The 26,167-nt window shown below is 41.7% G+C and carries 40 protein-coding genes; 31 read left to right on the forward strand and 9 right to left on the reverse strand.

Going from position 1 to position 26,167, the window contains the following annotated elements; genetic code table 11:
• The first annotated feature begins 19 nt into the window (after positions 1–19).
• The 29 genes from J7E35_RS12810 (at position 20) to J7E35_RS12945 (ending at position 21,555) form a co-directional block, all read left to right on the forward strand.
• Positions 20–229, forward strand: coding sequence for a hypothetical protein (locus tag J7E35_RS12810; protein ID WP_214780282.1), 210 nt, complete (start codon positions 20–22; stop codon positions 227–229).
• A 78-nt stretch (positions 230–307) separates the two neighbouring features.
• Complete coding sequence (gene terS, locus J7E35_RS12815; protein ID WP_214780284.1) at positions 308–1,060, forward strand: phage terminase small subunit; 753 nt, start codon at positions 308–310, stop codon at positions 1,058–1,060.
• Positions 1,060–2,367 carry a PBSX family phage terminase large subunit gene (locus J7E35_RS12820; RefSeq protein WP_214780286.1) on the forward strand — a complete coding sequence of 436 codons (1,308 nt, stop codon included), beginning with the start codon at positions 1,060–1,062 and terminating at the stop codon, positions 2,365–2,367. Before terS ends, J7E35_RS12820 begins: the two co-directional genes overlap by 1 nt.
• A gap of 9 nt (positions 2,368–2,376) precedes the next feature.
• Positions 2,377–3,891, forward strand: a complete 1,515-nt coding sequence (locus tag J7E35_RS12825) for a phage portal protein (RefSeq protein ID WP_214780288.1) — start codon at positions 2,377–2,379, stop codon at positions 3,889–3,891.
• Positions 3,891–4,904, forward strand: a complete 1,014-nt coding sequence (locus J7E35_RS12830) for a phage minor head protein (protein ID WP_214780290.1) — start codon at positions 3,891–3,893, stop codon at positions 4,902–4,904. The genes J7E35_RS12825 and J7E35_RS12830 overlap by 1 nt, the downstream gene beginning before the upstream one ends.
• 11 nt (positions 4,905–4,915) lie before the next feature.
• The gene (locus J7E35_RS12835) at positions 4,916–5,182 is read left to right on the forward strand and encodes a hypothetical protein (protein ID WP_214780292.1); all 267 of its coding nucleotides are present in this window, start codon (positions 4,916–4,918) and stop codon (positions 5,180–5,182) included.
• Positions 5,183–5,197: 15 nt separating this feature from the next.
• Complete coding sequence (locus J7E35_RS12840) at positions 5,198–5,383, forward strand: ribosomal-processing cysteine protease Prp (RefSeq protein ID WP_214780294.1); 186 nt, start codon at positions 5,198–5,200, stop codon at positions 5,381–5,383.
• Between the two features lie 138 nt (positions 5,384–5,521).
• Entirely contained in the window at positions 5,522–6,115 is a 594-nt protein-coding gene (locus J7E35_RS12845; protein ID WP_214780635.1) for a DUF4355 domain-containing protein, read from the forward strand.
• 16 nt (positions 6,116–6,131) lie between these two features.
• Positions 6,132–7,118: a phage major capsid protein gene (locus J7E35_RS12850; RefSeq protein WP_251040941.1), complete on the forward strand. Its 987-nt coding sequence runs from the start codon at positions 6,132–6,134 to the stop codon at positions 7,116–7,118.
• A 32-nt stretch (positions 7,119–7,150) separates the two neighbouring features.
• Positions 7,151–7,456 (forward strand): hypothetical protein, encoded by a 306-nt coding sequence (locus J7E35_RS12855; protein WP_214780296.1) that lies wholly within the window; start codon positions 7,151–7,153, stop codon positions 7,454–7,456.
• Between the two features lie 7 nt (positions 7,457–7,463).
• The gene (locus tag J7E35_RS12860; protein ID WP_214780298.1) at positions 7,464–7,805 is read left to right on the forward strand and encodes a head-tail connector protein; all 342 of its coding nucleotides are present in this window, start codon (positions 7,464–7,466) and stop codon (positions 7,803–7,805) included.
• Positions 7,792–8,118 (forward strand): phage head closure protein, encoded by a 327-nt coding sequence (locus tag J7E35_RS12865; protein ID WP_214780300.1) that lies wholly within the window; start codon positions 7,792–7,794, stop codon positions 8,116–8,118. Before J7E35_RS12860 ends, J7E35_RS12865 begins: the two co-directional genes overlap by 14 nt.
• On the forward strand, positions 8,111–8,530 hold the full coding sequence (locus J7E35_RS12870; RefSeq protein WP_214780302.1) for an HK97-gp10 family putative phage morphogenesis protein: 420 nt from the start codon (positions 8,111–8,113) through the stop codon (positions 8,528–8,530). The genes J7E35_RS12865 and J7E35_RS12870 overlap by 8 nt, the downstream gene beginning before the upstream one ends.
• A 1-nt stretch (position 8,531) precedes the next feature.
• Positions 8,532–8,936: a DUF3168 domain-containing protein gene (locus J7E35_RS12875; protein WP_214780304.1), complete on the forward strand. Its 405-nt coding sequence runs from the start codon at positions 8,532–8,534 to the stop codon at positions 8,934–8,936.
• A 1-nt stretch (position 8,937) separates the two neighbouring features.
• On the forward strand, positions 8,938–9,462 hold the full coding sequence (locus J7E35_RS12880; protein WP_214780305.1) for a phage major tail protein, TP901-1 family: 525 nt from the start codon (positions 8,938–8,940) through the stop codon (positions 9,460–9,462).
• 60 nt (positions 9,463–9,522) lie between these two features.
• Positions 9,523–9,975 (forward strand): tail assembly chaperone, encoded by a 453-nt coding sequence (locus tag J7E35_RS12885; protein ID WP_214780306.1) that lies wholly within the window; start codon positions 9,523–9,525, stop codon positions 9,973–9,975.
• Positions 9,976–9,986: 11 nt separating this feature from the next.
• Positions 9,987–10,316, forward strand: a complete 330-nt coding sequence (locus J7E35_RS12890) for a hypothetical protein (RefSeq protein WP_214780307.1) — start codon at positions 9,987–9,989, stop codon at positions 10,314–10,316.
• 3 nt (positions 10,317–10,319) lie between these two features.
• Entirely contained in the window at positions 10,320–13,367 is a 3,048-nt protein-coding gene (locus J7E35_RS12895) for a carbamoyl-phosphate synthase (RefSeq protein WP_214780308.1), read from the forward strand.
• Positions 13,368–14,237: a phage tail family protein gene (locus J7E35_RS12900; RefSeq protein ID WP_214780309.1), complete on the forward strand. Its 870-nt coding sequence runs from the start codon at positions 13,368–13,370 to the stop codon at positions 14,235–14,237.
• The gene (locus J7E35_RS12905) at positions 14,191–14,892 is read left to right on the forward strand and encodes a hypothetical protein (protein ID WP_214780310.1); all 702 of its coding nucleotides are present in this window, start codon (positions 14,191–14,193) and stop codon (positions 14,890–14,892) included. Before J7E35_RS12900 ends, J7E35_RS12905 begins: the two co-directional genes overlap by 47 nt.
• Positions 14,889–17,996, forward strand: coding sequence for a Gp37-like protein (locus J7E35_RS12910; RefSeq protein ID WP_214780311.1), 3,108 nt, complete (start codon positions 14,889–14,891; stop codon positions 17,994–17,996). The genes J7E35_RS12905 and J7E35_RS12910 overlap by 4 nt, the downstream gene beginning before the upstream one ends.
• A gap of 15 nt (positions 17,997–18,011) precedes the next feature.
• Complete coding sequence (locus J7E35_RS12915; protein WP_214780313.1) at positions 18,012–18,380, forward strand: hypothetical protein; 369 nt, start codon at positions 18,012–18,014, stop codon at positions 18,378–18,380.
• Positions 18,381–18,382: 2 nt separating this feature from the next.
• Positions 18,383–19,390, forward strand: a complete 1,008-nt coding sequence (locus J7E35_RS12920) for a hypothetical protein (RefSeq protein WP_214780315.1) — start codon at positions 18,383–18,385, stop codon at positions 19,388–19,390.
• On the forward strand, positions 19,390–19,680 hold the full coding sequence (locus J7E35_RS12925) for a hypothetical protein (RefSeq protein WP_214780317.1): 291 nt from the start codon (positions 19,390–19,392) through the stop codon (positions 19,678–19,680). Before J7E35_RS12920 ends, J7E35_RS12925 begins: the two co-directional genes overlap by 1 nt.
• An 11-nt stretch (positions 19,681–19,691) precedes the next feature.
• The gene (locus J7E35_RS23505) at positions 19,692–19,817 is read left to right on the forward strand and encodes a hypothetical protein (protein ID WP_285290793.1); all 126 of its coding nucleotides are present in this window, start codon (positions 19,692–19,694) and stop codon (positions 19,815–19,817) included.
• Between the two features lie 65 nt (positions 19,818–19,882).
• Entirely contained in the window at positions 19,883–20,143 is a 261-nt protein-coding gene (locus J7E35_RS12930; RefSeq protein ID WP_214780318.1) for a hemolysin XhlA family protein, read from the forward strand.
• A 102-nt stretch (positions 20,144–20,245) separates the two neighbouring features.
• Positions 20,246–20,440, forward strand: coding sequence for a hypothetical protein (locus J7E35_RS12935; protein ID WP_214780319.1), 195 nt, complete (start codon positions 20,246–20,248; stop codon positions 20,438–20,440).
• A gap of 49 nt (positions 20,441–20,489) precedes the next feature.
• Complete coding sequence (locus J7E35_RS12940; RefSeq protein ID WP_214780320.1) at positions 20,490–20,741, forward strand: phage holin; 252 nt, start codon at positions 20,490–20,492, stop codon at positions 20,739–20,741.
• Between the two features lie 124 nt (positions 20,742–20,865).
• Positions 20,866–21,555 (forward strand): N-acetylmuramoyl-L-alanine amidase family protein, encoded by a 690-nt coding sequence (locus J7E35_RS12945; protein ID WP_214780321.1) that lies wholly within the window; start codon positions 20,866–20,868, stop codon positions 21,553–21,555.
• Positions 21,556–21,615: 60 nt separating this feature from the next.
• Here J7E35_RS12945 and J7E35_RS12950 read toward each other — a convergent pair whose 3' ends face one another.
• The 7 genes from J7E35_RS12950 to J7E35_RS12980 all read right to left on the reverse strand — a co-directional run bounded on the left by J7E35_RS12950 (position 21,616) and on the right by J7E35_RS12980 (position 24,162).
• On the reverse strand, positions 21,616–22,104 hold the full coding sequence (locus J7E35_RS12950) for a CBO0543 family protein (RefSeq protein WP_214780322.1): 489 nt from the start codon (positions 22,102–22,104) through the stop codon (positions 21,616–21,618).
• Positions 22,105–22,271: 167 nt separating this feature from the next.
• Positions 22,272–22,625, reverse strand: a complete 354-nt coding sequence (locus J7E35_RS12955) for a VOC family protein (protein WP_214780323.1) — start codon at positions 22,623–22,625, stop codon at positions 22,272–22,274.
• A gap of 124 nt (positions 22,626–22,749) precedes the next feature.
• On the reverse strand, positions 22,750–23,109 hold the full coding sequence (locus J7E35_RS12960) for a hypothetical protein (protein ID WP_214780324.1): 360 nt from the start codon (positions 23,107–23,109) through the stop codon (positions 22,750–22,752).
• A 98-nt stretch (positions 23,110–23,207) separates the two neighbouring features.
• A complete protein-coding gene (locus J7E35_RS12965) occupies positions 23,208–23,405 on the reverse strand; it encodes a helix-turn-helix domain-containing protein (RefSeq protein WP_214780326.1) in 198 nt (65 codons plus the stop codon).
• Between the two features lie 64 nt (positions 23,406–23,469).
• Positions 23,470–23,679 (reverse strand): helix-turn-helix domain-containing protein, encoded by a 210-nt coding sequence (locus J7E35_RS23715; RefSeq protein ID WP_353050369.1) that lies wholly within the window; start codon positions 23,677–23,679, stop codon positions 23,470–23,472.
• A gap of 7 nt (positions 23,680–23,686) precedes the next feature.
• A complete protein-coding gene (locus J7E35_RS12975) occupies positions 23,687–23,848 on the reverse strand; it encodes a hypothetical protein (RefSeq protein WP_214780328.1) in 162 nt (53 codons plus the stop codon).
• An 86-nt stretch (positions 23,849–23,934) separates the two neighbouring features.
• Positions 23,935–24,162: a helix-turn-helix transcriptional regulator gene (locus J7E35_RS12980; protein WP_214780329.1), complete on the reverse strand. Its 228-nt coding sequence runs from the start codon at positions 24,160–24,162 to the stop codon at positions 23,935–23,937.
• A gap of 141 nt (positions 24,163–24,303) precedes the next feature.
• Between J7E35_RS12980 and J7E35_RS12985 the strand changes: the two genes are divergently transcribed.
• Positions 24,304–24,726 (forward strand): hypothetical protein, encoded by a 423-nt coding sequence (locus tag J7E35_RS12985; RefSeq protein ID WP_214780330.1) that lies wholly within the window; start codon positions 24,304–24,306, stop codon positions 24,724–24,726.
• A 138-nt stretch (positions 24,727–24,864) separates the two neighbouring features.
• On the opposite strand, the gene J7E35_RS12990 is transcribed toward J7E35_RS12985, so the two are convergent.
• Positions 24,865–24,957, reverse strand: coding sequence for a heavy metal-binding domain-containing protein (locus tag J7E35_RS12990; protein ID WP_251040943.1), 93 nt, complete (start codon positions 24,955–24,957; stop codon positions 24,865–24,867).
• 127 nt (positions 24,958–25,084) lie between these two features.
• Entirely contained in the window at positions 25,085–25,249 is a 165-nt protein-coding gene (locus J7E35_RS12995; RefSeq protein WP_214735699.1) for a hypothetical protein, read from the reverse strand.
• 114 nt (positions 25,250–25,363) lie between these two features.
• On the opposite strand from J7E35_RS12995, the gene J7E35_RS13005 reads away from it, so the two are divergent.
• Positions 25,364–25,975, forward strand: a complete 612-nt coding sequence (locus J7E35_RS13005; protein WP_251040944.1) for a peroxiredoxin — start codon at positions 25,364–25,366, stop codon at positions 25,973–25,975.
• Positions 25,976–26,167: the final 192 nt, after the last annotated feature.

A 26,167-nucleotide genomic window follows, 5' to 3' on the forward strand; every position in this document is an offset into this window, starting at 1 on the left:
ATAGTTTGGGGGTGATGAGTTGGAACAAGTGGATTTTAGTCCAATGAAAGAAACTATGGATATGATGGCATCTCAGTTGGCCATCTGGATTCTTTTGACTGTGGCAATTGTACTGGTAGTAATAGTAGTTTTAAAAGTCTTAAGAGTGCCAGGTAGACTTATTGTTGCAATAGCATCGATTACAACTCTTTTGGCAGCTTATCAAGTATTCTTATTTCTATTTAGTTGAAATTAGGCACTCAATCAGAGTGCTTTTTTTATTGTCCCAAAACAAACACAAATACCTGGGGGTGGCAGGTGATGTAGCATGGCTGAGAAATATATGTTAGCCGAAAAAGATTATGACGAAGGCATGAAGTACAAAGACATTGCCGAAAAATACGAGGTCTCAATCAATACGGTTAAGTCATGGAAAAAACGATATGGCTGGAATCGAGATAGGGGTGCACCCTCTGAAAAAAGTGTGCACACAAAAAAACGTGGAGCTCCTAAAGGAAATATCAACGCTAAGGGTAATAGTGGGGGGGCAGCACCAAAAGGAAACCAGAATGCTATGACTCATGGATTCTATTCAAAGTTCCTGCCAGCCGAAACCCTGGAGATTATGGAAGCGATGCAGGAGCGAACAGCAGCTGATTTAATCTGGGACCAGATTCAAATTCAGTATGCTGCTATCATCCGTGCCCAACAGATCATGTTCGTCCAGGATAAGGGTGAAATGATTAAGGAGCTTAAGAAAGCGAAGTATGAATATTACCCACGGGCTAAAGAGGATGGCGGAGGATTTGAAAAGTCAGTTACCGAGGAAGAATACGAATTTCAGTTCGCATGGGACCGCCAAGCTTCTTTCCTGAATGCTCAGTCCAGGGCAATAGGTGAGCTCAGGAGTTTGATCAGGCAATTTGATGAAATGGCCCACGCTGAAGATGAACGAAGGCTTAAGCTTGAGCAACTGCAGTTGAATGTTGCCAAAACAAAAGCCGAGATTGATAACATGAACGATGATGGTGAGGATGATGTAGTAAACATCGTTATCACTCGAAAAGAGGCGCGTGGGTAATGGACATCAACAAAGAAGTTAATCCACGGTTCGAGGACTTCCTCTTTGACTGGAATCAAAAGTTCCAGTTTCTTATGGGAGGATACGGTTCCTCTAAGTCTTATCATGTTGCCCTAAAAATCATTTTAAAATTACTTTCTGAAAAACGTAAGGCTCTTGTGATCCGTGAAGTATATGACACGCACAAAGACAGTACGTTTTCTTTATTTACCGAGATAATCGAGGATTTGGGTTTGTTGGATGATAGTGGCCGAAAAAAGATTGCCAAGGGCAAGATAAGGCCAAAAGAAAGCCCATACGAACTACGGTTCTCCAACGGTTCCAGAATCATCTTCAAGGGAATGGACAAGCCGGCAAAGCTGAAATCTATTAACAACGTATCCCTTATATGGTTGGAGGAATGTTCAGAGGTAAAGTACGAGGGTTTTAAAGAGTTGATCGGTCGTTTGCGTCATCCGACACTCAAGTTGCATATGATCCTTTCAACTAATCCAATCGGTGAAGACAATTGGACATATTTGCATTTCTTTAAAGACGATGAAAACGATCGTTTCGTTCTGGATGATAATGAACTTTATCAAAAAGGAACAATCGTTGTTGGGGATACTTACTATCATCACTCAACGGCAGACGATAACCTATTCCTGCCTGATAGTTACATCGAGCAGCTGGATGAATTAGCTGAGTATGATCCTGACTTACATCGTGTTGCCAGGCTGGGGCGGTACGGGGTTAATGGTATAAGAGTTTTGCCTCAATTCCAAGTGCAGCCACACGAGGAGGTAATGAGGGCGATCGATGAAATAGGCAAACCGTTATTTAAAAATGGTTTGGACTTTGGATTTGTTGAATCATATAACGCTTTGGTCCGGATGGCGATTGATCATGAAAACAAATACCTCTACATTTTTGAACAGTATTACAAACGTGGTATGACAGACCCTGAGCTAGTTGAGGATTTGGAACCATACAAAAAGATAATGATCAAGGCCGATAGCGCTGAACCTAAGACGATTGCATATTTCAGACAAAGAAGATTTAGGATTATGGGAGCGAAGAAGGGACCTGGATCGAGACTTCAAAACACCAAGAAAGTGAAGAGGTTCAAAAAAATTATTTGTTCCGATGCTTGCCCGGATGTAATAAGAGAACTGAAGAATTTAACCTTTGCTAAAGATAAAAAAGGCAAAATAATCGAGGACGAATTCAATATCGATCCTCATACATTCAGTGCTATTTGGTACGGCTTGGATGATTACGAGGTTGCTAGTATTAAAGGTCATAACGCAAGACGCAAAACGGGGTAGGTGAAAACAATGCTGAAATTCAAGGAATACATCGATAAGAATGGCATCGATGAAAAAACAGTGCTAGAGATGATTGATGCCCATAGCAAAATCAGAGCACGAATGAGGAAGATGTATCAGCGGTATAAAGCTGATCTTGATGGACCAACCATTTTTACCCGTTCTGCTACAGCTTATGAAGAAAAGTTTGAATCGGGTGGCAATGTTCTTCGAATTGATGATAAAGTGAACAACCAGCTTAACAATGCTTTTGATGCGGATATCGTCGATACGAAGATCGGTTATATGTTCGGTCATCCTATCAGTTACGATGTTGATGATACCAATGAGGCCCTTAGATCGGAGCTGGAAGCATTCCTTCTTAGCAATAATGCAGAAGATAACGATTCAGAATATGGAAAGATGGCTGCAATATGCGGGTATGCAGCAAGACTGGCATACATCGATAAAGTAGGAGATGAAAGAATAAAAAACATAGATCCATGGGAAGTCGTCTTTCTGGGGGATGAGATCCACGAACCGGATTATTCTCTCCGGTATTTTTATCGAGATGAGGAAATTTTTGCCGAGTTCTATGATGATATCTACATTTATTTTTTCAAAGCAAATCAGGGCGGAGAGTTTAACCTCCAGGATATCCAGCCACACATGTTTGACTTCAATCCTCTTTTTGGAGTGGCAAACAACAAAGAATTAAAAGGGGATGCCGAGAAAGTTCTTGCTCTTATCGATGGTTACGATCGCACGCTCTCAGATGCTTCCAATGAAATTGAGCAATATCGGTTAGCCTATCTCATTCTGAGGGGAATGGGAGCAGATGAGGAGACACTGGCTAACCTCAAAAAGAACGGAATTTTCGAGTTGCTAGGCGAGAATGATGATGTCCGTTACCTTACAAAGGATATTAACGACACCATGATTGAAAATCACCTTAACCGACTTGAAGAGAATATCTTACGATTTGCTAAGTCGGTGAACTTCACAGACGAATCATTCGGTACCCAGCTTAGTGGAGTGGCGATGAGATTTAAATTAATGGCCCTGGAGAACAAATGTATCACTATGGAGCGTAAGTTTGCTGCTTCCCTCCGTTATCAGTTCAAGGTTCTGTTTAGTGCCTGGTCAAAAAGGAAAGGGTTTAGTCCTAAAGATTACCTTAAAATCTTTTTTGGTTTTAAGCGAAACCTTCCTGCAAATATCTTGGATGAAGCACAATCAACAGCTCAGCTGAAAGGGCATATCAGCGAGCGAACCAGATTAGGGCTTCTTTCTTTTGTTGATGACGTTGAGTTTGAAATTGAGGAAATGAAAAAAGATGCTGTTTTGCTAGGTTCCCAGCTTGAACCATTGACAGATGATCTGGACGAAGAAGATCTGCCGGATGATGATAAAGGGAATTCGGGCAAAACAAGCAAAGGAACTAAACCGTGTACTACCTGCAGCGGGACAGGTAAAGTGCCAAGTAACATTACAGGAAACCTCATTCAGTGCAAAACATGTAAAGGTACCGGGGTGGTTGGCTAATGGATCAATTTAAGATTCGTGAGCTGCTGGACAAACTACTAGGGAAAACAGAGTCCGATATTGAAAAGGTGTTTGCTAGACGGCTCGAGTCGATTTTTCTGCAGATCGGTGAGATGTTCAGGAAGTACGAGAAGAAGGGTGAGCTCTCTTACACAGAGCTGAACAAATATAATCGGTTCCAAAAAGAAATGGAAATCATTAGCAACATGTTCAACTCTGATTACAAGCAGTTGATCAAAATGATTAATGCCTCAATGGAAACTCAGTATGTAGAGAGCTTTCTCATGCATGCATACCTTTTCCAAATGAGTGCATCAACGGAAATGGGATTCACTCTCCCGTCTATGACGACCATTAAATTGGCTCTTGCTAATCCTGTAGACAAATTAACTTTGCCCTCTGTATTTACAGAGCATAGGAATGAGATCATCCGGAAAATCAATATTGAAATCAGTCAGTCACTAATTGCTGGTGAAGGTTATACAGCAATGGCAAAAAGAATTGAGAATGCGGTGAACTTCTCGAAAAAGAAGGCGATGCTCGTAGCCAGGACTGAGGCAGGTCGTGTTCGTTCTCTTTCCGATGAAGAAGTGGGAGAGCAGGCTGCCAAATACGCAACTATGGATAGTATATGGGCATCATCGTTGGACCTGAGGGTCAGGAGCTCACACAGGGAATTAGACGGCCAGAAGGCTGACAAGGATGGATATTTCCATTACAAAGGCATGAAATCAAAAGGGCCTCATCTGTGGGGTAAAGCTAACATGGACATTAACTGCCGTTGTGTAAAGCTTCGACTTGTAAATGGTATGCTGCCTGAATATCGCCGAGGCAGGGACTATAAGAATCCTGATTACCAGAAGAAGCTGGCGGCCCGCTTAGAAGCGTTGATGGCTGACGAAGACCTAACATATGCAAAAGCATTGAAAAAGGCACAGAAGGCAGTGAAACCTCCTTCTACCACAATGCCTTATGTGACATTCGAGGAATGGAAAAAGAAATATGCTTCCTAGGAGTGATCAACATGCCGAAAGTTGTGCGCCTGTTTAATGAGCAGGAGAAAAATCAAATGGGCTTGGTAAAACATATTGAGGAACTTCTTGAAAAGGCCAAGAGTGGAGAAATACAGAATGTTATGGTTGCTGCGGAAGCATCAGACCGGACGATCATGACGGGTTATTACAATCTGGACGCTCAAGAAAAACAGTACATGCTGGGCCATGTTCAAGCGGATATCACAATGGCTATTGTAGAAGCGAATGTCGATAGATTGATTGAATTTATCGATTAGAAAGGAGAGGCTTATTTGACTAAGGTAACTGTCACCGTTGGCGAAGATGGTTATATGAAAATTGAAACGGATGGACATGCTCAAAGCGTGGTTTGTGCCTCTGTATCCACTCTCTTGCAATCGTCCGTCAGGTTTCTGCAGGAGCTTTCCCAACAGTACCCGGATGATCTTCAAGTGACAATTAAACAAAGAACAGATTGACCTGGGCAAGTCATTAAAAGGCTTATTTTTTTATACCCATTTTGACATGCAGGCTCGAACTGCATGGCTAGGAGGAAGTAGAACGTGAAAAAATTCGATTTTCTAAAGGTTAATATTAAGCAATTCGATGCCAGCACAATTAACCTTGCAGCAGTGAAAAAGTTCTTGGAAGATAACAAGGATCAGGAAGAAGTGAAAACCTATCTTGGGGAACTTTCTGCCGTGTCAGCAGACAAGGTGAAAGGTTTCTTGGATACGGAGGATGGAAAGAGGCTACTTCAGCCACGGCTAGACAGCTATTTCACCAAGGGGTTAGATTCCTGGAAGGCCAACAACCTTGAGGCTCTAGTCTCTGAAGAGGTCGCTAAACGTAACCCTGCCCAGACAGAGGAGCAGAAACGAATCGCGGCACTTGAGAAGGCTCTTGAGGACCAGCAAAGGGAATCACAACGAGAAAAACTTATGAACCTTGCAATCAAGCAGGCTACGGAGAAGAAACTTCCTGTTGACCTGGTTAGTTATTTCCTTGCGGAAGATGAGGAGAAAACCACTGCTAACCTTGCGAAACTTGAAGAAACATACAACAAGGCCATCCAGGAAGCTGTAGACAGCAAATTCAAGGATAAAGGCCGGGATATACAACAAGGCGGCAGCACAGGTGGCGGTACAATCAAATCCATTCAGGAAATGGCTGCAGCACACAATATTCGTAATCAAAGTCAAAACAATTAAAAGGAGGCCATCATAAATGGCAGTAGCATTGGCAACATCATTAGTAACATCTTTACTCGCAGTTAACATTAAGCAATTTGAAGAGCAAACGTATACTCCAGATCATGTATTAATGCAAAACGCGAAAACAGGGTTAATTCCTCAGGAAGAGGGCGGTCTGATCATTGAGGATGTGATCAAAGGATCAACCATCATGAAGCTTGCAAAATATGAGCCTATGACTAAGCCAAAGAAGACATTCTCCTTCAAGGCTAAAGGAGCCGGCGCGTACTGGGTATCAGAAACAGAAGTTATCAAGACTTCAACAGTTGAATGGCTTACTGCTTCAATGCAGGCAGAAAAGCTAGGTGTCATTATCCCATTCTCTAAAGAATTCTTACGCTATACAGCTAAAGACTTCTTCAATGAAGTTAAACCGTTGGTTGCTGAGGCGTTTTATCAAACATTTGATATTGCTGCATTGTTCGGTACAAACTCGCCATTTGCTACTCATACTAGTGGTAAGGCAATCTTCACTGGCGCAACTGATGAAGGAAACCTGATTGCGTTGGGATCTGGTACTGACCTCCAGGATGAAGTCTTTGACTTAATGGCCCTTATCGAGGCAGGTGGATTTACTCCTGATGGGATGGTAGCAACAAATGCATTCAAACAGAACCTGCGCCGTGCAAGGAACGCTACAAATGGTGAAAGGTACTACACGAACCTAAATGACGTGGAAGGCCTGGCTGTAACTTACTCCAAGCCTGAAGCATTCGACGCTACTAAAGCTGCAGCTCTCATGGGCGACTGGGACTATGCACGTTACGGAATCCTTCAGAATATTGAATATGCAGTTTCTGAAGATGCGCAGCTGTCTTCAATCGTTGACGCTTCCGGTAAGCCTATCAATCTATTTGAACGCGATATGTTCGCTCTTCGTGCGACAATGCATATCGGTTACATGAATATCAAACCAGACGCTTTTGGTGCCTTAACACCACCAGCTGTAGTAACAGCATAATAGGGTAGAACGAAAAAAAGGAGGAATAATCAATGGCTAAATATGTGAAAGCTTCAGACAGTATGGTAGTTGTTAAAGACCACTACGGCAAGACACACAGGGTTACAGAAAGAGCATATAACATCGTGTATAAGGAAAAGGGTTATACCTTGGTAGACGCCCCGGAAACGCCTGAAAGCCAAAATGACGGGTCAGGTGTTGACTTTTTTACACTTACTCGTGAAGAACTGCAGGAAATCAAAAATGATGATCTGAAGGATTTTCTCGACAAGGAAGAGATTCAGTATAAATCAAACGCTACTAAAGAGGATTTAATCGATTTAATCCTCGGAGAGTAGGTGGAATATGTATAAACCTACCGATGATGAAGTAAAAGAAATCATGCTGATTAATGGGGAGAGTCGTACGGAACAAATGGAGCATTACCGTACGATGCTCCCTCTTCTTTTTGACCATGTGAAGGAAGAATGTAATAACACATTCGGGGACAGTGAAACAACTTCTCCTGTCATCCCTGGAGGAGTCAAAATTTTTATGGCTAAGGCCATTGAATTTTATCAAAACAAAACCGGTCTGAGGAATCGTTCGATGGGCACCGTCTCTTACTCTTTTGAAAGTGAATTACCGAGGTCCTTATATAATAATTTGAGGGCTTACAGGAAGGTGAGATTCCGTGCTCAACGATGAATTTCCCCATGAAGTAACCTTTTGGGAGCAAAGAAAGGTGCCAGATGGCGGAGGCGGCCATGAATTGGCTTTCGCTGTAGTTTTAACGATGAAAGGGTTTATGGACACACCTTCAAGCCGTGAAATTTACGAGTTTCAAAAATTGGACAATCAACTGGACAGGGTACTCTATTATCCATACAGAACGGATATCAAAACAGATATGCGCGTGACGTACCAGGGGGAGACTTATGAGGTTGTGGGTAGACCCCAGGATCAAGGGGGGCAGGGCGAAATCATGCGCCTGCCTTTAAAGTTGGTTCCTAATGGTTAATATCAGGTTTGGCAATAGAAGAATGTCTAGGTCTGCCCGGCAGTTCGGCGAAGGTGTGGTTGAAAAAGCAAAAAGAATTGTCATGGAAACGGCCTATCTGATACAAGCTAATGCTCGATCATTGGCACCATCTGACGATGGCAATCTTAGAAAATCGATTGAAGTTGAGATCAGAGACGGTGGCCTAACCTCAGTAGTAACTGTCGGAGCTCACTATGCGATTTATGTAGAATTTGGGACAGGCATATATGCAGTAAATGGGGATGGTCGTCAAACTCCATGGACTTACTATTCGGACAAGCTTGGGCGGTTTATTAATACAAGAGGAATGCGTGCTAAACCGTACTGGTACCCTGCTATAGAGGTAGGTAGAAGATACTACCGAACCGAGATGAACAGGTTGGTGAACTAACATGTCCTATGATACAGCTTTATGGCCGTTGCAGGAGGCTATTTTTCAAAGATTAGACTCCGATGTATCCCTGAAGGAGATGATTACCGGAGTTTTTGATGCTGTCCCAAAAGACCAGGTATATCCTTACGTGGTTATTGGAGAACCGACATTGCTTCCTTTTGACACGAAAACAGTGCCTGGTGAAGAAATATCTTTAGTTATCCATGCTTGGTCTGATTACGCTGGGAAGAAAGAGACTTACAACATATTAAACTCTTGCCAGAAGGCATTGTCTTACAAACTGGAATTGCCGGGCTTTCAAGTCCTTAAAGTGGAGCGGCTCGGTATCCAAGTGTTTGACGACATCGACCCACGCATAAGGCACGGGGTGTTGCGAATAAAATACACATTGAGGAGTGAATAGGATGCAACAAGGAAAAGATTCCATTCTATTAGTGCAATCTACAGATGCTGCTTTGGGAGCAGCGGGGTTACTTATTGGTAACCTAACAGAAAACTCATATTCTATTGAAAATGACATTATCGATGAGTCGACGAAGTTCGGACGAATTGTCGGGTACGGCCAGAACAGTGAGTCATTCGAATTCACAGCATACGGTGAGACTGGTGACCCAGGCCAAAAAGCTGTAATGGATGCCATCAAGAATAAAAGACAAATCAAGGTCTGGGAAGTGGATCTTAACCTTAACGCCAATGGTAAGCACCCAGCCGTCTTCGGCTATTGCATTGTTGAAAGTGCAGAAAAATCAAGCCCACAAGATGGGTTTGTTGAAGTTTCAGCTACAGTACAGGTGATTGGTTCAACGCAAGAGGGGGAAATAGCCCCACTGCCACCAGAAATGATTGAATTTGCTCGTTATGGTTTTGAAGCTCCTGGTGCGGCGACAGGAGAGTTCCCTGAACAAACAACATCAACAACAACTGTATAAAACATTGAGGCGGGATATAATCCTGCCTTTTATTATTTTATTTTGTGGAGGTAATGGAAAATGGCTTTTTTAGAGATTAACGGAAAAGAGTTTGAGGCTAAGTGTATATTTCGATTTGAAAGATTAGCAGACAAGAAATACTCCGAACAAGATAAGGATGGTAATGAAGTAGGCGGCTTCCATGGTTTATATACCAACTTGCTGCAGTATTCCAACAAGCATCTGTTAGCATTCTGGGATTGTGCTTTGGATTACTTGGTGAAAGATAAGCCGAAACTTGAAGAAATTGAAGCTGCTATCGAAAAACGCATTGAAGAAGACGGGGATACAGAAAAGCTATTTAAAGAGGCTTTCAACGCGGTGGACGAATCGGGTTTTTTCAAGAAACAAGCCAAGAGTTATTGGAAAAATATCGAGACTTACAAGAAGACCGGGAAAACGGAAGAAGAAAAGGCGGAAAGGGAGCAACAAGCGGAAATGCTATTCCAAATGCGCAAAGAAATGAAGGAATAGATTACGACCAATTGTTTGTCAACGCAGCTCATTACCTCGAAGTTTATGATGCTGATTTGATTTTATCCTGGACGCCAAGGCAGTTCAAAAACTTTATAAAAGGGTCCCAATTAAGAATAGTGGACCAGTATGAAGGCATGGCAAAACAGGCGATGTTTAATCGGTATGCCCAGAACGCCAAGCGAGCCAGGGAAAACAAAATGTTCGATGCGAAAACTGCGCGTAAAAGGATTATGAGCGGTTCTGACAATTGGAAAGAAAGCAGAGTACCAAGAATCAACCTGGAACGATATAGAAAAGCAAAGGAAGCTATGAAATCTTACAAAATGAAAGGAGGATAAAACATGCAAGAGAATTTTGCTGCCAAAATCACTGCGGATATCAATGAATTTATGAGACAGATGACTGAAGTTGATGAAGCGATCAGAAAAACGGCCTTTGGTGCCACAGCTTCTATTACAGCTGATATTACGAACTTCATCTCAAGCATTCAGCGCGCTAATTCTGAACTAAATGAAATTCCGAGTGTACGGGAAACAAATATTCAAGCTGATGTTACCCGGTTTAACCATCAAATGCAGCAGACCCAGGCAAAGGTTTTAGCCCTTACTCGCCAAGTGAATGATTTAACAGCTGAGTTAGCCTATACTCAGCGACAAATGCAAAGAACAGGCAATCAGGCTTTACAAACAGGTAACCGAATTTACAATGCGGGATACCAAACCCATAGAATGTATCGAGGCACTTCCGAAGAAGCCAGAAGAATGCGTCAGGAAATGCAATCAGCGTTTGCTCAACAATCCTTAACGATGAGTGAATTCCGAGATGACATGATTAAAGCGCAATACGGCTATTTCAAGCTGGCACAAAGTGCAAAAAAATATTCCGGATCTAATAATCAGTTCATGGATGAGGTTACAGCTCTTGGCGCTGCACATAAAAAAGCTACCGACAACATGATGAAGAACAATGAACTGATGAAAATCAGCATGATCCAGACTGCCGGCACAATGCTTAACATGTCCACCCAGGCTGAGAAGATAAGCGCTAACTATGGCCGTATGAAAAACCCTTTGTTACAAATCAACAAAGGCGGTCTCGCGGTTGCTCACTCCTTAAATAAAATGGCGAATTCCGGTAATGCATCTGTCCTGGCTTTAAAACTGCTAGGTCCTACTGCGAATATGAAAGAATTAAACGACATGACCAGGATGATTACGCAAGGTATGATGCGTTTTCAGATGGTTGCTCTCGGGGCAGCAGTGACCTCTGCTCTGGTGTATTCAGCATTGCATAAAGGTGCAATGGATACGGTAAAAGGGTATGAAGAGTCATTCGATCGAATGAAGGCTGCTGTTCGCCAGGCTTTCCAACCAATGGTGGACGTTTTCGGCGCGGTGATGATGAAGATTTATGATTTCATTACAGCAATCGCGAACATGGTCATACAGTTTAACGAAGCGCACCCTGTTCTAGCTAAAATCATTCAGGGAACCATGATGTTAGTTCCTGCCCTTACTCTCCTTTTATCCCCACTTGCTGTAGGGATAGGGCTATTTGCTGGATTTAAGGCTGCATTGGCATCTGTTTGGCCGTTAATCAGTCCGTTAGTAACAGGACTTGCAGCGATGAGTGCTACAGTATGGATTGTAGCTGCGGCAATTGTCGGTTTAACTGCAGGCATTGTTTACTTATGGAAAAATAACGAAGGTTTCAGGAAAGCGGTACTTTCCGCGTGGACCGCCATAAAGAATAAAGCTATTGAAGTGTTTGGCTGGTTAGCTTCTTTTGCAAGTCCAGTTATTGATAAAGTCAAGAGTGCCTTCACGAATATGAGCAAAGCCATAATATCTGCTTTAAACGGCGACTTCAGTAAGCTTGGTGAGATTTTCGTGAAAATCATTCCAACGATCATAGCGGCATTGGTTGGAGGAATTCCAGGATTAATTATTACTGCATCCCGCTTTATTCCGGCTATCTCTCAAGGTATCACTAGTAATGCAGGTAAGTTATCTACCACTATCACTCAAATTACAGACAGCATAGTCACGTTTTTGACAACAAAGTTACCTATATTCATCCAAGAAGGAAGTAAGATTATTAGCGGAATCGTCAGTGGTATTGCCCGAACGTTACCTACTATCGCGGCTGCGATTGTCAAAATTGTAACGATGATCGTTCCGATTATTGCTCAAATGTTACCTGTCTTAATGGATGCTGGCATTCAAATTGTACAAGCATTGCTCAACGGTATAATATCAATAATTCCTATTGTAATTACAACAGGAATTATGATAATTGATTCTTTAATCAATATAATTACACAAAATTTACCGTTATTGATTAATGCAGGAATTAATATTCTAAACTCCTTAATTAATGGTGTTATTAAAATTCTTCCTCAATTGATTAATACAGCGGTGAAGTTAATAACTACTATCCTAGAGGCATTGATTGTAAACTTACCTAAAATCATTGATGCCGGAATAAAAATATTAGTGGCGTTAATAGATGGGATTGTTAAAATCCTACCAAAACTTATTGATGCTTCGATTAATCTGATAATGCAGATTACTAATGCATTAATAAAAAATTTACCTAAAATAATTGACGCGGGCATTAAGATTCTTAATGCATTGATTAACGGGATAATTAAGATATTGCCAAAATTAATAGAAACAGCGGTAACCCTGATTATAGCCATATTTACAGGGATTGTTGAGAACCTCCCCAAAATCATTGATGCAGGTATTAAAATAATCACAGCACTTATTGTTGGAATCGTTAAGTTGCGGAGCCAATTAGTAACAACGATAAAGAACGATGTCATAGATCCGATTGTCAATAAGCTTAAATCTCTGGACTTAAAAGAGATTGGTAAGAACATCATACAAGGTCTTATTAATGGAATTAAGTCCATGGCAGGTTCTGTCGCTTCTGCAATTTCTGATATCGCAGGTAACATCAAATCCAAAATAACCGGAACTCTTAACATTCATTCCCCTTCTCGCTGGATGAGGGACGTCGTAGGAAAGAATATTGTTTCAGGGGTAATAGTCGGATTGCAGAAAATGAATGGTGCTGCAGTGAAAGCAACGGATTTCTTAGCATCATCTATTACCAGTGCCTTTACACCGGAATTAGCCGTTGCAGATGTTGGAATAGGTCGTGCTTCAATCGATACTGGATTCCAGATGGATGAAATTAAGCAACAAATTAAGGATGAACTAGATGTAGATTTATGGATTCATCAAAAGGATGGTACAGGAGGACTCGGAGACTTTAAACAAGAGGTGCATCTTCATTCTCCAACACCTTTATCACCTTCGGAAAATGCAAGACAATTAAAGCGAGTAGGTCAGCAACAGGCAATGGAATGGGGGTTCAGGTAAATGGAGCGTATCATTTATACAAGTTCGAATGGTGAAATCATTCGCTTCGATGGCCCCCCATTTTATTTGAGTCGAATTAGCGGATTAGGTGAGGTTGATGCGGAATTACAGCTTCAGAAATCACCTTATCAAGACGGTAGCTCGCTAATGGGCAGTGTTCTACAGGAAAGAGAAGTCACGGTTGAATTCCTGATTGAACAACAAGCTTATTCTGAAGTTTCCGATTCAAGAGCTAAAATAGCACGGGCATTTAATCCAAAGCTTAAACCTGGCATTATTCGTTATGAAAATGACTTTGTTGTGAGGGAAATTGAGGCCATTGCAGATTCAGTTCCCATTTATCCAGACGGTCATTCTAATCGCAGCATGACATTGCAAAAAGGGATGATCACCCTAACGTGTCCAAATCCATACTGGAAAAGTGAAGACCAGGTGGAGCAATTAGCTGTTTTCGAAAGTGGGTTGACGTTTCCTGTCACCTTTCCTACAGCCTTTGCACAACAATCTCCTAGTAAATCAAAACTCATCATGAATGAAGGTGATGTAGATACACCAATCGAGGTGACATTCACTGGACCAGCCACTGCCCCAATCATAATCCGTAATGAAACGACCGGAAAGATGATTGAGGTGAATCAGAGTTTACTAGATGGCGAGAAGCTGGTAATCAATACTGAGTTTGGGAAAAAGCGTGTGACAAAAGTGAGCACAACTGGAATAGAAACCAATGCGTTTAATCAAATCAACATCTCTACCTCTGAACTTTTCCAGCTGATTGCAGGGAATAATCTATTAAGCTATTCAACAGGTCAAGACTACGAGCGTGCGCCGGTTATTATTAAGTGGAAGAATCGATACCTGGCAGTATAAGAGAGGTGAGAACATGGAAGAGTACAGTTTTTTTAACAGTGTAAACGGAGACAGGCAGTACGATGCGGATGAATTCGCGAAGTACTTCCGTCAGTTTTTAACCACAGGACTCTATCATAAAAACAATGTGCCCTCCTTAAAAGTGACGGCCACCACAGGTCTTGGGACAAAGGTGGAGCCAGGAAGCGCATTTCTGGAAGGGTATATGTATCGAAACACTACGGACAAGGCATTGACTCATGATGCTGGTGATGCAACGAATCCTCGAATTGATCGTGTTGTCGTTCGACTTGACCGCAGTCTGGCCCAAAGGAGCATTCAGGCAGTCGTGAAAAAGGGAACACCAGCGACTAATCCTCTTCCTCCTGCATTGCAACGAGATGATATCATCTTTGAAATAAGTCTTGCGCAGGTCAGGGTTAATGCAGGAACTTCTACAATCAACAGTGTGACAGATGAGAGGCTAGATGTGAACGTGGCTGGACTGGTGTCCTCACTTATTACTGTACCCACAGATCAGTTCCAAGCGGAATGGAACAAATGGTTCGCAGGAATCCAATCAGGAGCACCCGCCATGGGTGGGATGAAGATCAGCGTTGGTACGGCTGCTCATGCTTCCCCAACTATAAACGACATTTGGATTGATACAAGATGAGCAGCCTGAAAATCATTACACCAGCATTTGAATTCCTGGGGGAGATTGACGACTATGAGAGTCTGATTTTTACCCGTAAATGGAGCAAGCCTCATGACCTTCAAATTGTCATCGACTCCAGGAAGCAGCACACGGAACATTTGGTGAAAGGAAACATCATATTCCTTACACCTGAAAAAGCAGCCTATATCCTTCATGTTGAGAAGGACGCTGCTGGTGCATTGCAAATTAGAGGGCTGTCCCTAAAAGGATGGTTATCGAAAAGGATCACCGTTCCTCCTGCAGGGATTGCATACGACCGTTTAAACGCTGATGCAGAAACCATTATGAAGACTTATGTCGATAGAAACGCAGTGAACCCAGCTGATCCTAACAGAATCATTCCGGATCTCGAGATTGCACCCAATCAAAATAGGGGTGCTTCTTTTGTTTTTCAAACACGGTTTAAAAACCTTGATGAGGAGCTAGAAAAAATCTCTCTCTCATCCGGATTAGGATGGGATATTCGGATTGATTTAGACAGAAGGAAGTTTGTCTTTGATGTTTATGAGGGCAGGGATTTAAGTGCGGAGCAATCACCCAATCCACCCGTATTCTTTTCCATTGATTTTGATAACGTGGAATCACAAACGTTCGTGGACAGCGAGCTTGGTCACAAAAATGCTGCTTTCGTGGGTGGCCAGGGTGAAGGTGTAGAGAGGGAAATCGTTCAGATAGGCAATGACCTTTCTGGTCTGGAACGGAATGAGGTCTTTATTGATGCGCGGGATATTGAAGATGGCAGTGACCTTCCATCACGTGGGGAGCAGAAACTAGCCGAATTCATGCCTGTACAATCCTTTGAAACCAAGGTCCTGCCTTATTCGACCTTCATCTATGAGGAGGACTGGGATTTAGGTGACATAGTTACCACTCAGAATAAGGAATGGGGCATAACTGCAAATTTGCGAGTAACGGAAGTGACCGAGACATACGAACCTGGCGGGTTCCGTCTCGACGTTGTATTTGGCAAGTCCCTTCCGACTCTTGTTGAAAAAATCAAACAAGAGATAGATCAGCCTGTAGCCGAGAACATTTCGGGTGATCCTGGCACTCCAGGTACTGACGGAACAGATGGAGTCGGATTGAACTACGCTTGGCAAGGAACATCCCTGGGTGTTAAGCGTGAGGATGAAACCATTTATGTTTTTACCGACCTGAAGGGTCCACTGGGGGCACAGGGACCACAAGGTATTCAAGGGCCAAAAGGTGATAAGGGCGATAAAGGAGATACAGGAGATACAGGTCCGATAGGCCCGCAGGGTATTCAAGGCGCCAAGGGGGAGACTGGGTCAACAGGTCCTGCTGGTCCAATTGGACCCCAGGGATTGCAAGGTCCAAAAGGGGATACCGGTCCACAAGGACCGATTGGATTGACTGGGCCACAAGGGACAAAAGGTGATACAGGGCTTACAGGCGCGACTGGACCTAAGGGGGATAAAGGTGATAAGCCACTCCATCAATGGAGCGGCACCTCCCTCAGATTTGAAAATCCTGACGGTACATTGGGAACCTACGTTAACCTGAAAGGTGATAAAGGTGACAAGGGCGATACCGGAGAAATGGGACCACCCGGATCTTCACAGTCATATGTCCTGTTCGAGAAGGAATTCATCTCTACTGAAGGGCAGACGTTCTTTACCTGGTCGGATACCAAGATGTTCCCGGTAGGCATCAGGGCCGTTAACCTGTTCATCAATGGCGACAGGCAACCACAGGCGTCTTTTACCGAGCATACAGACGGGAAGGGAATTACTATAGCTGCCGGTCTGCCGGCTGGACAATATGTATTGATTGCAGCTCAGATGGCTGTGGTGGATCTGCAGGGCCCTCAGGGCGAAAGCATCGAATATCAGTGGAACGGGACACAGCTGGGAATCAAGCTCGAGACGGAGCAAGCCTTTTCTTATGTGGATTTAAAAGGTGCTAAGGGTGACACTGGAGCCACAGGTCCTCAGGGTCCAAAAGGTGATACTGGGGCCACTGGTCCTCAGGGTATACAGGGACCGATTGGACCACAAGGACCTGCCGGAGCGGAGGGGAAGACTTGGTATACAGGAACAGTGGCGCCAGTTGCCTCGGTCGGAGTGATTGGCGATTTCTACCTAAATAGAACAACTTGGGATGTATATGAGAAGACTGCATCCACTACATGGACCTTGCGAGGGAACATCAAAGGTGCGATAGGCGCAACCGGACCACAAGGACCTCAAGGGATTCAGGGACCGAAAGGGGATACGGGGGCGACAGGACCACAGGGACTAAAGGGTGATACCGGTGCCACAGGAGCGACTGGTCCTCAGGGGCCTCAAGGAATCCAAGGAGCGACTGGCCCCGCTGGACCCCAAGGTCCTAAAGGAGACAAGGGAGACACAGGAGCAACGGGACCGGTAGGTCCTCAAGGATTAACGGGGCCTCAGGGTGTTGGACTCAATTACAATTGGTCTGGAACTTCGCTAGGTGTTAAGAGGGATGACGAAGCCTCATTTCAATACGTTAATCTCCAAGGCCCACAGGGTGCAGCAGTGGCCGATTCTGTGGAGTGGGAGAATGTCCTGAATAAGCCGTCAGAGTACAGAGCTGAGAATACTGGGAGAACCTCGAAATTGAATCTCTCCTCAGCAGGATGGTACCGAATCGCTACTAATATTGGAAATAGGGCGATGGCTAGATTTGTTATAAAGGAGGAAACATCGGGTTCTCATCAGACAGCACAATTTATCGCAGGTATTCATTATGGAATGAACCCTCTTATTAACATATTGGCGAACTCTCATTACAGCGGAAACGGAGCTTTCCAAAAAATCCGGTTAGTGTATAAAAGCACTTATGACCCTGTATATCTCGAGGTTTATGTCGATAGGGCTACTGCTGGGAATGAAGCGTTCATGTATGAGAACATTCAGGTTAATGGTTTTACAATAGACAACTGGACGGCTGGATCGATTCCAGTTGGGTATTCAGCATTTGAGGCAAACCTCGACCAATCTAAAGGGTCAGATACCTTTTATGCAGGTATAACATCTCCAACTAATAAGAATATTCTCTGGATCGATACGAATTAAAAGGAAGGTGAAGAAATGGCCAAGCAAAAATATTGGGATGGAGACTCCTGGGAGGTTATAGGAACGGACGCAGCCAAGGTGGACATTGTCGATGCGGGAAATCGTTTTGTAGCCACGACCGTTGAAGGGGCCCTACAGGAGATAAAGGAACCCTTAAGGGTCTATAAGAGTGGAAAGGACGCGAATGGAATCTTCACTGTTGTGGAGCTTAAAAGGAAATCAGATGGTACCCTGGCTGTAAAATCCACATTAAGTGGAGGTACAAGCCCGAAATACACCACTCGCACAGTTGTTTATTACGCTGCCAATGGGACAACAACCATGAAAACAGATACCTTCACGCTTTCTTATGATGCGGATGGTGTTTTAGTGAGTGAGGTGTAAGCATGATTGATATTCGGGAACACGGTGGAAGCTTTGGCGGTGGCGGTAAGTATGGAAAAGATTCAGAACTTCCTTTCTTCGGTAGTTTGGGGTTTAAATTCGACAAGGTTGCTGAGATTAGTATTTTCAGTGTTGGTAATAATATGATGGCAATGGATGACACTGGATATATATATTTAAAAGCCGGGTCGAGTGCGAGTACTGGTAATCAATTGATTAACAAGTACAGAGTTAGTGACGGCACATATATTAGTCAACTATCTGTATCAACAGGTGCACACGAGTATATATCCGGGGATGTTGACGGGTTCTTTCATTCTAAAAATGGATTGAAAGGGGTGGACCGCTTCAACTCTAGTGGGGCACTTATTGGAAGTTATACTACTACAAACGACGTTGTATTAACACCGTTTAGATATGATAACTACCTTGTAGTCCCGGTTTCAAATTCTACATTTGGTGTTGCCATTTTCAATCTAGATACTGGAACTAAGCTGTATGAATGGATAGGTGCAACGGCGTGGGGTGCTAGAGGGGTCAGTATTTCAAAAGACAAATCCAGAGTTGTTTTCTTTTACAGTGATGGAAACGTCAAGGTGTATTCAATCTCAGGTAGTCTTATACAAGCATATGATGATAGTTCGACGGCTATTCAAGCATACATGTCTGATGACAATTCGGAAGTATATTCATCTTGGGAGACCGTAGAGCTCACAAAAAGGACGATTGGTGCAACATCGCCAACTCTTGTATCGAAAACATCCGTCGTTCAACCTATCAACAATTCTGTACCTATAAAAGATGGGGCGTCTAGGTTAGTGTACGGAAATACTAATGGTTCGTACTATTCATATTTCTTGTACCCTAAAGGCGGGGCAACTCCGATTCATATTTTTGGCGATTCTGGAAGCTCTCCTAATACTTGGCGAGCAACTGCTAATAAAGAATATATCGCTATGCAGTGGTATGACAAAATTGTAATAGTAAAACTACGAGGAGTGATTTTATAATGTACAGGGTGTTTTTTGATGAAACGACCGGAGACATTCAAACGATTGTCAATGAAGAATATGTGGCGGAAAACATGAAATCACAAGGATTGTTAGTGGAATCCTTGCCGACATTGGAACCGGTAGCCGGAAAAGCTGAACACCGATATGTCGATGTGATTGAACGGACATTGAAAGTGAAGTACATTGATCGTGTTCTTTCTCCAGAAGAAGAATTGGCAAATGTGAAAAAGGAACAGAAGCTCATACAGAAGGCGCTCGATGACTTAATCTTCGGAGGTACATTCTAATGGCAGCTTACATGGGGCAACGAATAATCGATGGAGTCTATAGCTATGATTATGTAATCTTAAAGCGTCCAGACCTAAAAGAGGGTATCGACGCTTATTTAATTTCAGAGGATAGACAGGATTTAATTACACAATAAGATGCACTCGAGAGCTGGCAGCCAGCTCTCTTTCTTATGGGTAAATAGAGAGAGGGGGTATCAAATTGGAGGCGACAGAACAAATGGATATCTGGAAAACATCCGTGCAGAGGGACATAGAGGAGATGAGAGGTGATATTCGCCGTCTTCAGGACAAGCAATTGTTACAAGACCAAATTATCCAAAACATCCAAAGTGACCTTAAAGAAATTAAAGAGGATACCAAATGGCTGAAGAGGACAATAACGACAGCTCTAATCTCAGCAACAGTAATAGGCGTTATCGGTGGAGTCATTGCCATTGTATTCGAAGTATTTAAAGGATAGTCGAGTAATAGTGGAAAAGTATTAATTATCTGGTAAATAAGTAGTTTCTAAGTACTATATAATGGTATAATTCTTCCACAAAGGTTAATGGGGGAATAGATTTTGCCAGAGGCGATGAAGAGGAAAAGGTATATAGTGGTCGTGGAGGGCAGCAACGAAACCCAAAGTGCAGTCATAATAGCAAGAAATCTTAAAGGGATGTATAGAGAAGTTAACCGGTTATATGGCCATTTACTTAAAGATGTAAATGGACGGGATATAGGAAAACTTTCTTTTAAAGAAACTGAACTTCAATGATAACCAAGACACCCATTTGGGTGTATTTTTTTTGAAAGGGGAAATTAAAATGTACGAACAACCGAAAACGTGGAAAGACTGGGCCATCCTATTATCAGGGTGGCTTTCGTTATTGGCTTTAGGCCTGAAGGGAATCTTCAATGTGGATATCACACCCTTTGCCGGTGATATTGCAAACTTCGTTATCTTAAGCATCTTCATAGGCGTCAATGCCTGGTCTGTGTGGAAGAACACTTATGTTTCCAGGAATGCGCAGCTGCAGAAAAAAGCACTTATAGCACAAGGAAAGATGAAGAAATAAGTCACTCACTTGAGTGGCTTTTTGTTTTGCCTGAAAGGAGTTGATTGGGATGTAAAATTTGGGGCTAAATCATAATATGAACTCATTTAACTCGAATATAAAAATTAACTAGGAGTGGTTTTAAATGGTAAAAGTATTTATTGATCCAGGTCATGGCGGTACAGATCCAGGTGCAGTAGGAAACGGACTAAGGGAAAAGGATTTGACGCTCCAAATTGCAACGAGAGTCAAAAACATCCTAATTCAGGAATACGACAACGTTTCTGTGTTGATGAGTCGTACTGGTGATCAAACAGTTTCATTAACTGAAAGAACGAACGCAGCCAACGCTTGGGGTGCTAACTTCCTTCTTTCCATCCACATTAATGCTGGTGGAGGAACAGGTTACGAAGATTTCATTTATCCTGGTGTAGGAACACCGACAACTACTTACCAAAGTAATATTCATGCAGCAGTCCTGGCCCTTGTTGATTTCTATGATCGTGGAAAGAAAACAGCAAACTTCCACATGCTACGTGAATCAAACATGCCAGCTCTTTTAACCGAGAATGGTTTCATTGACAATTCGAACGATGCAGCTAAACTTAAATCCAGTTCGTTCATTGAAAATATTGCTCGTGGTCATGCGAATGGGATTGTTAAAAGTTTCAATCTTCCTAAGAAGGCGACGGCAGTTTATCACACAGTTGTTTCTGGTGATACAGTTTATTCTCTAAGCAGGACATACGGCAGTACTACCCAACAAATCAAGGATTGGAACAACCTAGATGATAATTACACTATTTATCCAGGCCAAGTTCTTCGAGTTAAGTAAAATGGCACAGCAGAAAGACTTAAAGCCCTTCTACATATAGAAGGGCTTGATTTTCTTCTTTTAATATCCGGTTATGCTCTCTTTCCCTTTAACTTTATCCAACAGCTTTAACAAACCCACGAATCCTCTAATCGTAAATAAAGTGAAATTAACACTCACAAAAGTATGGAAAGGTGACCATTTATTCCATTTAAATAACTTTGTGTTTTTCTCCATAAACCATTGGCCATAACTCATTGGTATACTAAAGATCAAGCTTTTTAATAAAATTCGCAAGAGATTATCATTGTATGAAATCCTCACCCAGATAACACTTAAAATTGGGAAAAACAATATGTCATAAAGAATATTCGTCCTAAAAACTTTAGGAAAAGGTCTAACTGGATATTCCACTCTCTTTGTTCCTACTACATAAGCATCAACAAGAGTAGCAAGGACTCCTTTTGAAAAAAATATTACCAAATTCTCTCTCATTTTCTTACCCTTAAATAAAAATGGCAAAGAAATAAAACACAAAGACACGAGTAATCTTAGCAGTTTTTTCTCCATAAAAACACCCTTCTAATGTGTTCTAAACTGACCTTATTAAAATTACCTAAATTTAGGGACATTATTCCTTTGAGAAACTTTGTAAAGTAAATAAATAAAAGTCCTTATCATTTGAGAAGGGCTTTTTAAAATTGTACTTAATGGATTAACACACATCCATTAAAAAGTTAACACTTACAAACCATCATATGATTACCGTAAGGGTCTTTAAAATTAAACCAGTGTTCGTGCTCAATTTCCGTAATTAATTCGACATTCTTACCCTTCATATATTCATAGGCTTCTTCAATATTGTTAGTATTAAAATGAAAAGCTGGTGTTTTGAAAGTGTTTTTTTCTGAAAAAATCTTGCTATCTAAAACAATACCAGTTCCATTTGTAGTTGGCAAAACGAATAAATGGCCAAACAGGATCTCACCTTGCACATTTAATCCTAAAATATCACAATACCAATCCCGAGCTTCTTCAATATTCCCCGCAGGTATAAAAACTGTTCCAATTTGAGTCAAAATAGGGTTCATTACATACCTCCAAAAATAAATTTTTACTAAGTATTATTCGAGTTAGTTTAAAATTCCCCTTTATTTTTCATGAGTAAAAGTCCTTCTCAATCTAGAGGGACTTTTATCAGTTTTATGAAATTCTTTAGATAGCTCCCATACCTTTAAGAATAGTTTTTGCATCAGCATTCAAGTACGCAAGGCTATCCTTTCTTATTAAAAGGTTTGGATTACCCTTAAGAAGCATCTTGATTCCTCTAACATCAAACTTATTAGCATATGTATTAACTGCATTAAGAATTGCTAAGTCCTTTCTGGTCAATGGCTCTCCGTTACCAGCTTGGAGTTCCAGAAGGAAATTTAAAAGTTCTCTTGCATTCTTATTCAACAGATTCTTATGTTCATTTAATATTTTAATGTTTTCTTCGATAAAAACCCTTGCTGTTGAATATTCCATCTCATCTACATTTTTGTTAATCTTTGCTGTTAGAACTTCTAAATTCAATGCATACATCCCCCTGTGAGTATTTACATTGTTATATCGGTTAAAATTATAAATTATAAATTATAAAGATGAAAATTTCTTCATTGGAGAGAATGGCTTTACTTAATTTCTTGAGGATCTAATTCATAGAAATCAATTAACTTATTTAGAGTTGATTGACGAGGGTTACCTTTGTCATTCTCTATGTTGCTTAGAGTCCTGGTTGTCATATTAAGTTTTTCGCAAACTGACTCTTGAGACATATTTCTTTTACATCGTTCTAATCTTAACTGAGTACCTATGCTTTCATTATTCATCTAATAACCTCCTAATTGGATTTATACAAACATATTCCTCCTAATAAAAAAAATAAAACCCTTCTCATTGGAGATGGGTTAGTTTATATCCTAATTCATAATAATCGATCAACCTTTTAATGGTCTTTCCATTTACACTCTTATCGTTTTCAATCTTACTTAACGTTTTTATATTCATTTGAATAGCTTCACAAACCTGTTCTTGTGAAAGGTTTCTTTTGAACCTTTCCATCCTTAAAATCGTTCCTAAGCTTTCTCGGTACACATAAATCACCTGACATTTATGAAGGATTTTCCTTTACTCTGTCAGTTATATCGACACCATCAGCTTCAACTTTTAGTACCTCCCCAACATCCATTTCCTTTTTTATCTCGTTGATCCAGTCAGCTGCAATCTTTTCAGGTGTCCTTCTTCTTTTTTGAAAAGACCCTTTACGTTGCACTCTTATTCCCCTGGAAAGAAAAGTTAATGTAATCGTAAAATTCATTATAATCACTCCAAACACCATTTTACCAAGCGCTTGGGAATTTACATATCCCAAAAATCATCACTTTTGATATTAGGATCTATTTCTCGAATTGCCTTTAATATTTTTTTCATTGTCGGTAGTGTAGGTTCATGTTCACCATTAGCACTGCATAGTTCACTAACCGTTGACCGACTCACTTCAGATTTATTTGCCAACCATTGCTGAGAAATCCCTCTGTTATCCAACCAGCGCCCCAACCTTGAACGCTTCTTTCCTAATCCAAACATTTGAATACACCTCCGTTAACCATTCATGTCCAATTATCCGAAGTTTTATACAAAAATGCATGATATATCGGAATATTGGACAAGCAGGGTCCAATATCCTTTATCAAGGACGTCACAAGACGTCTAAAAGGAGGCAATGAAATGTATAGACCTACGGTACGTTATGCAGATAGTTATCAACAATATGTGGATAAAATGTTTCAATCAACACATCTGGACCGAAATCAAATCATAAGGGCAGCATTATTCACAGCTGCATACTCGGAAGAATTTCTTAAGCTAATGAGCCAAAATAAAAAGGGCGACGTCCCTCTTCCCTCCCCTTTATGGGAGCTGGATAATACTCCGTTATGGAGGGAGCAATCACCTAAAATAACAGGAGAGGGGAGGGAAGTCAATGATCATAATGACAGAAAGGGAGAAGTTGAGGATTATAGCCGAGTTGTTAAATCAGGAGCTAACATCACCAGTATCGAGGGACGTCAGCACCAGGTCCAGAGATCAGAAAGGCCGGTTCCAGAAAAAATCCAGACGTCAGGAGAAATCAAAATACGGATCGGTTAGGGAGATTAAATTGAAAAAGGTGAGGGGAAGCTATGGGTCCTACATCGTGAAAACAAGGATTTTGTCTGAAGAGGACTTAGCTTATCTATATGGTATTCTTGGTGTCATTTTTCTGGCTATTGTTATTTGAATTCAACATTAGCTTTTTAATATTATTGGCTCCCCAGAAACTATCCCTAGATATTTCTCGATTTCCCTGTCCTGCAAAGTCGAAGTTGTAGTTACGATCATATTAATTCCTCCTCCAATTCTTGTTATTCTGTTAAAAAACTGTGAATAACTACTTATACGATTCCCTCTGGAAAAAGGTTTCAATAAAAAAAGAACCCGGCTATTATTTGCCAGGTCCAGCCATTATTTATGCTTCGTCTTCCTCTACACGGTTTTTGAACGCCTCCTGGACGACTAGGAATTCCTCATCTTCCTGCGCCTCTGTTTCAGGACGCTTTGGTTTTAAGGCGCCTGAGGGCAGGTCTCCTGGATGGCCTTTTTTCTTGTGGTTGAACCCTTTGCCTCTGCTCATTCATGAACCCTCCTTTCTTGTTCAATCTAGTTTTTCCTGTTGGAACCTGAAATATAAGAAATCAGCTGCATATGATTGTATAGATACAAATTTAAATAAAGGAGGGCGGCTGCAATGGATGAAAAATTGTACGCTGAGGATTTGGTTGAATGTCCGACTGTTTTTTGTGCGAACCGGGATGACCAGGCCCCGCTTTTTACAGCTGATGCATTGATCAATGGTGACATAAAGAAGATTAACCTTGAGGATTATCGGGGAAAGTGGGTCATCTTATTTTTCTACCCAAGTAATTTTACCTTTGTTTGACCGACAGAGCTGGCGGCGGTCGCCGCTGTATACCCTTATATAAAAGCGCTGGGTGCTGAATTGCTGGCAATCAGCACTGACAGTGTTTATTCACACAAGGTTTTTAAAGAGACTTCTCCTTCTTTGAAAAATGTTACGTATCCAATGGTAAGCGACAGGACGCAGGTAATCAGCCGCGCATATAGAATCCTGGATGAAACAACAGGGGCCTGCTTCAGGACTTCAGTTTTCATCGACCCCGGTGGCATTATCAGAGCGAAGCTTACTTATCCCGGAAATGTCGGCCGCAACCTTCCTGAGCACGTAAGGATGCTGCAGGCTTTCGAGTATGCAAAACAAACAGGAAAAGGTGTGCCGGCGAACTGGGTGCCGGGCCAGCAAGGAGTCAGTACAGACCCATCAAATATAGGAAATATTTAATGCGTGCAGGTCCTGATAATCAGGGCCTGTTTTTATGTCAAGCTCCAGCGCTTGTCGGGACTGACCAAGGCGATACGTTATTCTTGTTTGTCTGTGACCAGCATCACAATTGATGGATAAAAATGTCACAAATTCTCAACAAAAATCTTCGATATCACTCACAAAGTTTTTTTAAAATAGAATTGAGATTAT

Origin of the sequence: Bacillus sp. ISL-45 (assembly GCF_018613195.1) — a bacterium.
In the GTDB taxonomy this organism is placed as follows: Bacteria; Bacillota; Bacilli; order Bacillales; family Cytobacillaceae; genus Mesobacillus.

What these genes read in the sequence shown, in the direction of transcription:
- J7E35_RS12915 (WP_214780313.1), top strand. Translation starts at nt 18,012, where the DNA reads ATGGCCAAGCAAAAATATTGGGATGGAGACTCCTGGGAGGTTATAGGA.
- J7E35_RS12820 (WP_214780286.1), top strand. Translation starts at nt 1,060, where the DNA reads ATGGACATCAACAAAGAAGTTAATCCACGGTTCGAGGACTTCCTCTTT.
- J7E35_RS12945 (WP_214780321.1), top strand. Translation starts at nt 20,866, where the DNA reads ATGGTAAAAGTATTTATTGATCCAGGTCATGGCGGTACAGATCCAGGT.
- J7E35_RS12965 (WP_214780326.1), bottom strand. Translation starts at nt 23,405, where the DNA reads ATGAATAATGAAAGCATAGGTACTCAGTTAAGATTAGAACGATGTAAA.
- J7E35_RS12985 (WP_214780330.1), top strand. Translation starts at nt 24,304, where the DNA reads ATGTATAGACCTACGGTACGTTATGCAGATAGTTATCAACAATATGTG.
- J7E35_RS12925 (WP_214780317.1), top strand. Translation starts at nt 19,390, where the DNA reads ATGTACAGGGTGTTTTTTGATGAAACGACCGGAGACATTCAAACGATT.
- J7E35_RS12950 (WP_214780322.1), bottom strand. Translation starts at nt 22,104, where the DNA reads ATGGAGAAAAAACTGCTAAGATTACTCGTGTCTTTGTGTTTTATTTCT.
- J7E35_RS12895 (WP_214780308.1), top strand. Translation starts at nt 10,320, where the DNA reads ATGCAAGAGAATTTTGCTGCCAAAATCACTGCGGATATCAATGAATTT.
- J7E35_RS12880 (WP_214780305.1), top strand. Translation starts at nt 8,938, where the DNA reads ATGCAACAAGGAAAAGATTCCATTCTATTAGTGCAATCTACAGATGCT.
- J7E35_RS12920 (WP_214780315.1), top strand. Translation starts at nt 18,383, where the DNA reads ATGATTGATATTCGGGAACACGGTGGAAGCTTTGGCGGTGGCGGTAAG.
- J7E35_RS12835 (WP_214780292.1), top strand. Translation starts at nt 4,916, where the DNA reads ATGCCGAAAGTTGTGCGCCTGTTTAATGAGCAGGAGAAAAATCAAATG.
- J7E35_RS12885 (WP_214780306.1), top strand. Translation starts at nt 9,523, where the DNA reads ATGGCTTTTTTAGAGATTAACGGAAAAGAGTTTGAGGCTAAGTGTATA.
- J7E35_RS23505 (WP_285290793.1), top strand. Translation starts at nt 19,692, where the DNA reads ATGGGGCAACGAATAATCGATGGAGTCTATAGCTATGATTATGTAATC.
- J7E35_RS12910 (WP_214780311.1), top strand. Translation starts at nt 14,889, where the DNA reads ATGAGCAGCCTGAAAATCATTACACCAGCATTTGAATTCCTGGGGGAG.
- J7E35_RS12855 (WP_214780296.1), top strand. Translation starts at nt 7,151, where the DNA reads ATGGCTAAATATGTGAAAGCTTCAGACAGTATGGTAGTTGTTAAAGAC.
- terS (WP_214780284.1), top strand. Translation starts at nt 308, where the DNA reads ATGGCTGAGAAATATATGTTAGCCGAAAAAGATTATGACGAAGGCATG.
- J7E35_RS12990 (WP_251040943.1), bottom strand. Translation starts at nt 24,957, where the DNA reads ATGATCGTAACTACAACTTCGACTTTGCAGGACAGGGAAATCGAGAAA.
- J7E35_RS12955 (WP_214780323.1), bottom strand. Translation starts at nt 22,625, where the DNA reads ATGAACCCTATTTTGACTCAAATTGGAACAGTTTTTATACCTGCGGGG.
- J7E35_RS12995 (WP_214735699.1), bottom strand. Translation starts at nt 25,249, where the DNA reads ATGAGCAGAGGCAAAGGGTTCAACCACAAGAAAAAAGGCCATCCAGGA.
- J7E35_RS12860 (WP_214780298.1), top strand. Translation starts at nt 7,464, where the DNA reads ATGTATAAACCTACCGATGATGAAGTAAAAGAAATCATGCTGATTAAT.
- J7E35_RS12850 (WP_251040941.1), top strand. Translation starts at nt 6,132, where the DNA reads ATGGCAGTAGCATTGGCAACATCATTAGTAACATCTTTACTCGCAGTT.
- J7E35_RS12870 (WP_214780302.1), top strand. Translation starts at nt 8,111, where the DNA reads ATGGTTAATATCAGGTTTGGCAATAGAAGAATGTCTAGGTCTGCCCGG.
- J7E35_RS12825 (WP_214780288.1), top strand. Translation starts at nt 2,377, where the DNA reads ATGCTGAAATTCAAGGAATACATCGATAAGAATGGCATCGATGAAAAA.
- J7E35_RS12980 (WP_214780329.1), bottom strand. Translation starts at nt 24,162, where the DNA reads ATGTTTGGATTAGGAAAGAAGCGTTCAAGGTTGGGGCGCTGGTTGGAT.
- J7E35_RS12940 (WP_214780320.1), top strand. Translation starts at nt 20,490, where the DNA reads ATGTACGAACAACCGAAAACGTGGAAAGACTGGGCCATCCTATTATCA.
- J7E35_RS12900 (WP_214780309.1), top strand. Translation starts at nt 13,368, where the DNA reads ATGGAGCGTATCATTTATACAAGTTCGAATGGTGAAATCATTCGCTTC.
- J7E35_RS12875 (WP_214780304.1), top strand. Translation starts at nt 8,532, where the DNA reads ATGTCCTATGATACAGCTTTATGGCCGTTGCAGGAGGCTATTTTTCAA.
- J7E35_RS12830 (WP_214780290.1), top strand. Translation starts at nt 3,891, where the DNA reads ATGGATCAATTTAAGATTCGTGAGCTGCTGGACAAACTACTAGGGAAA.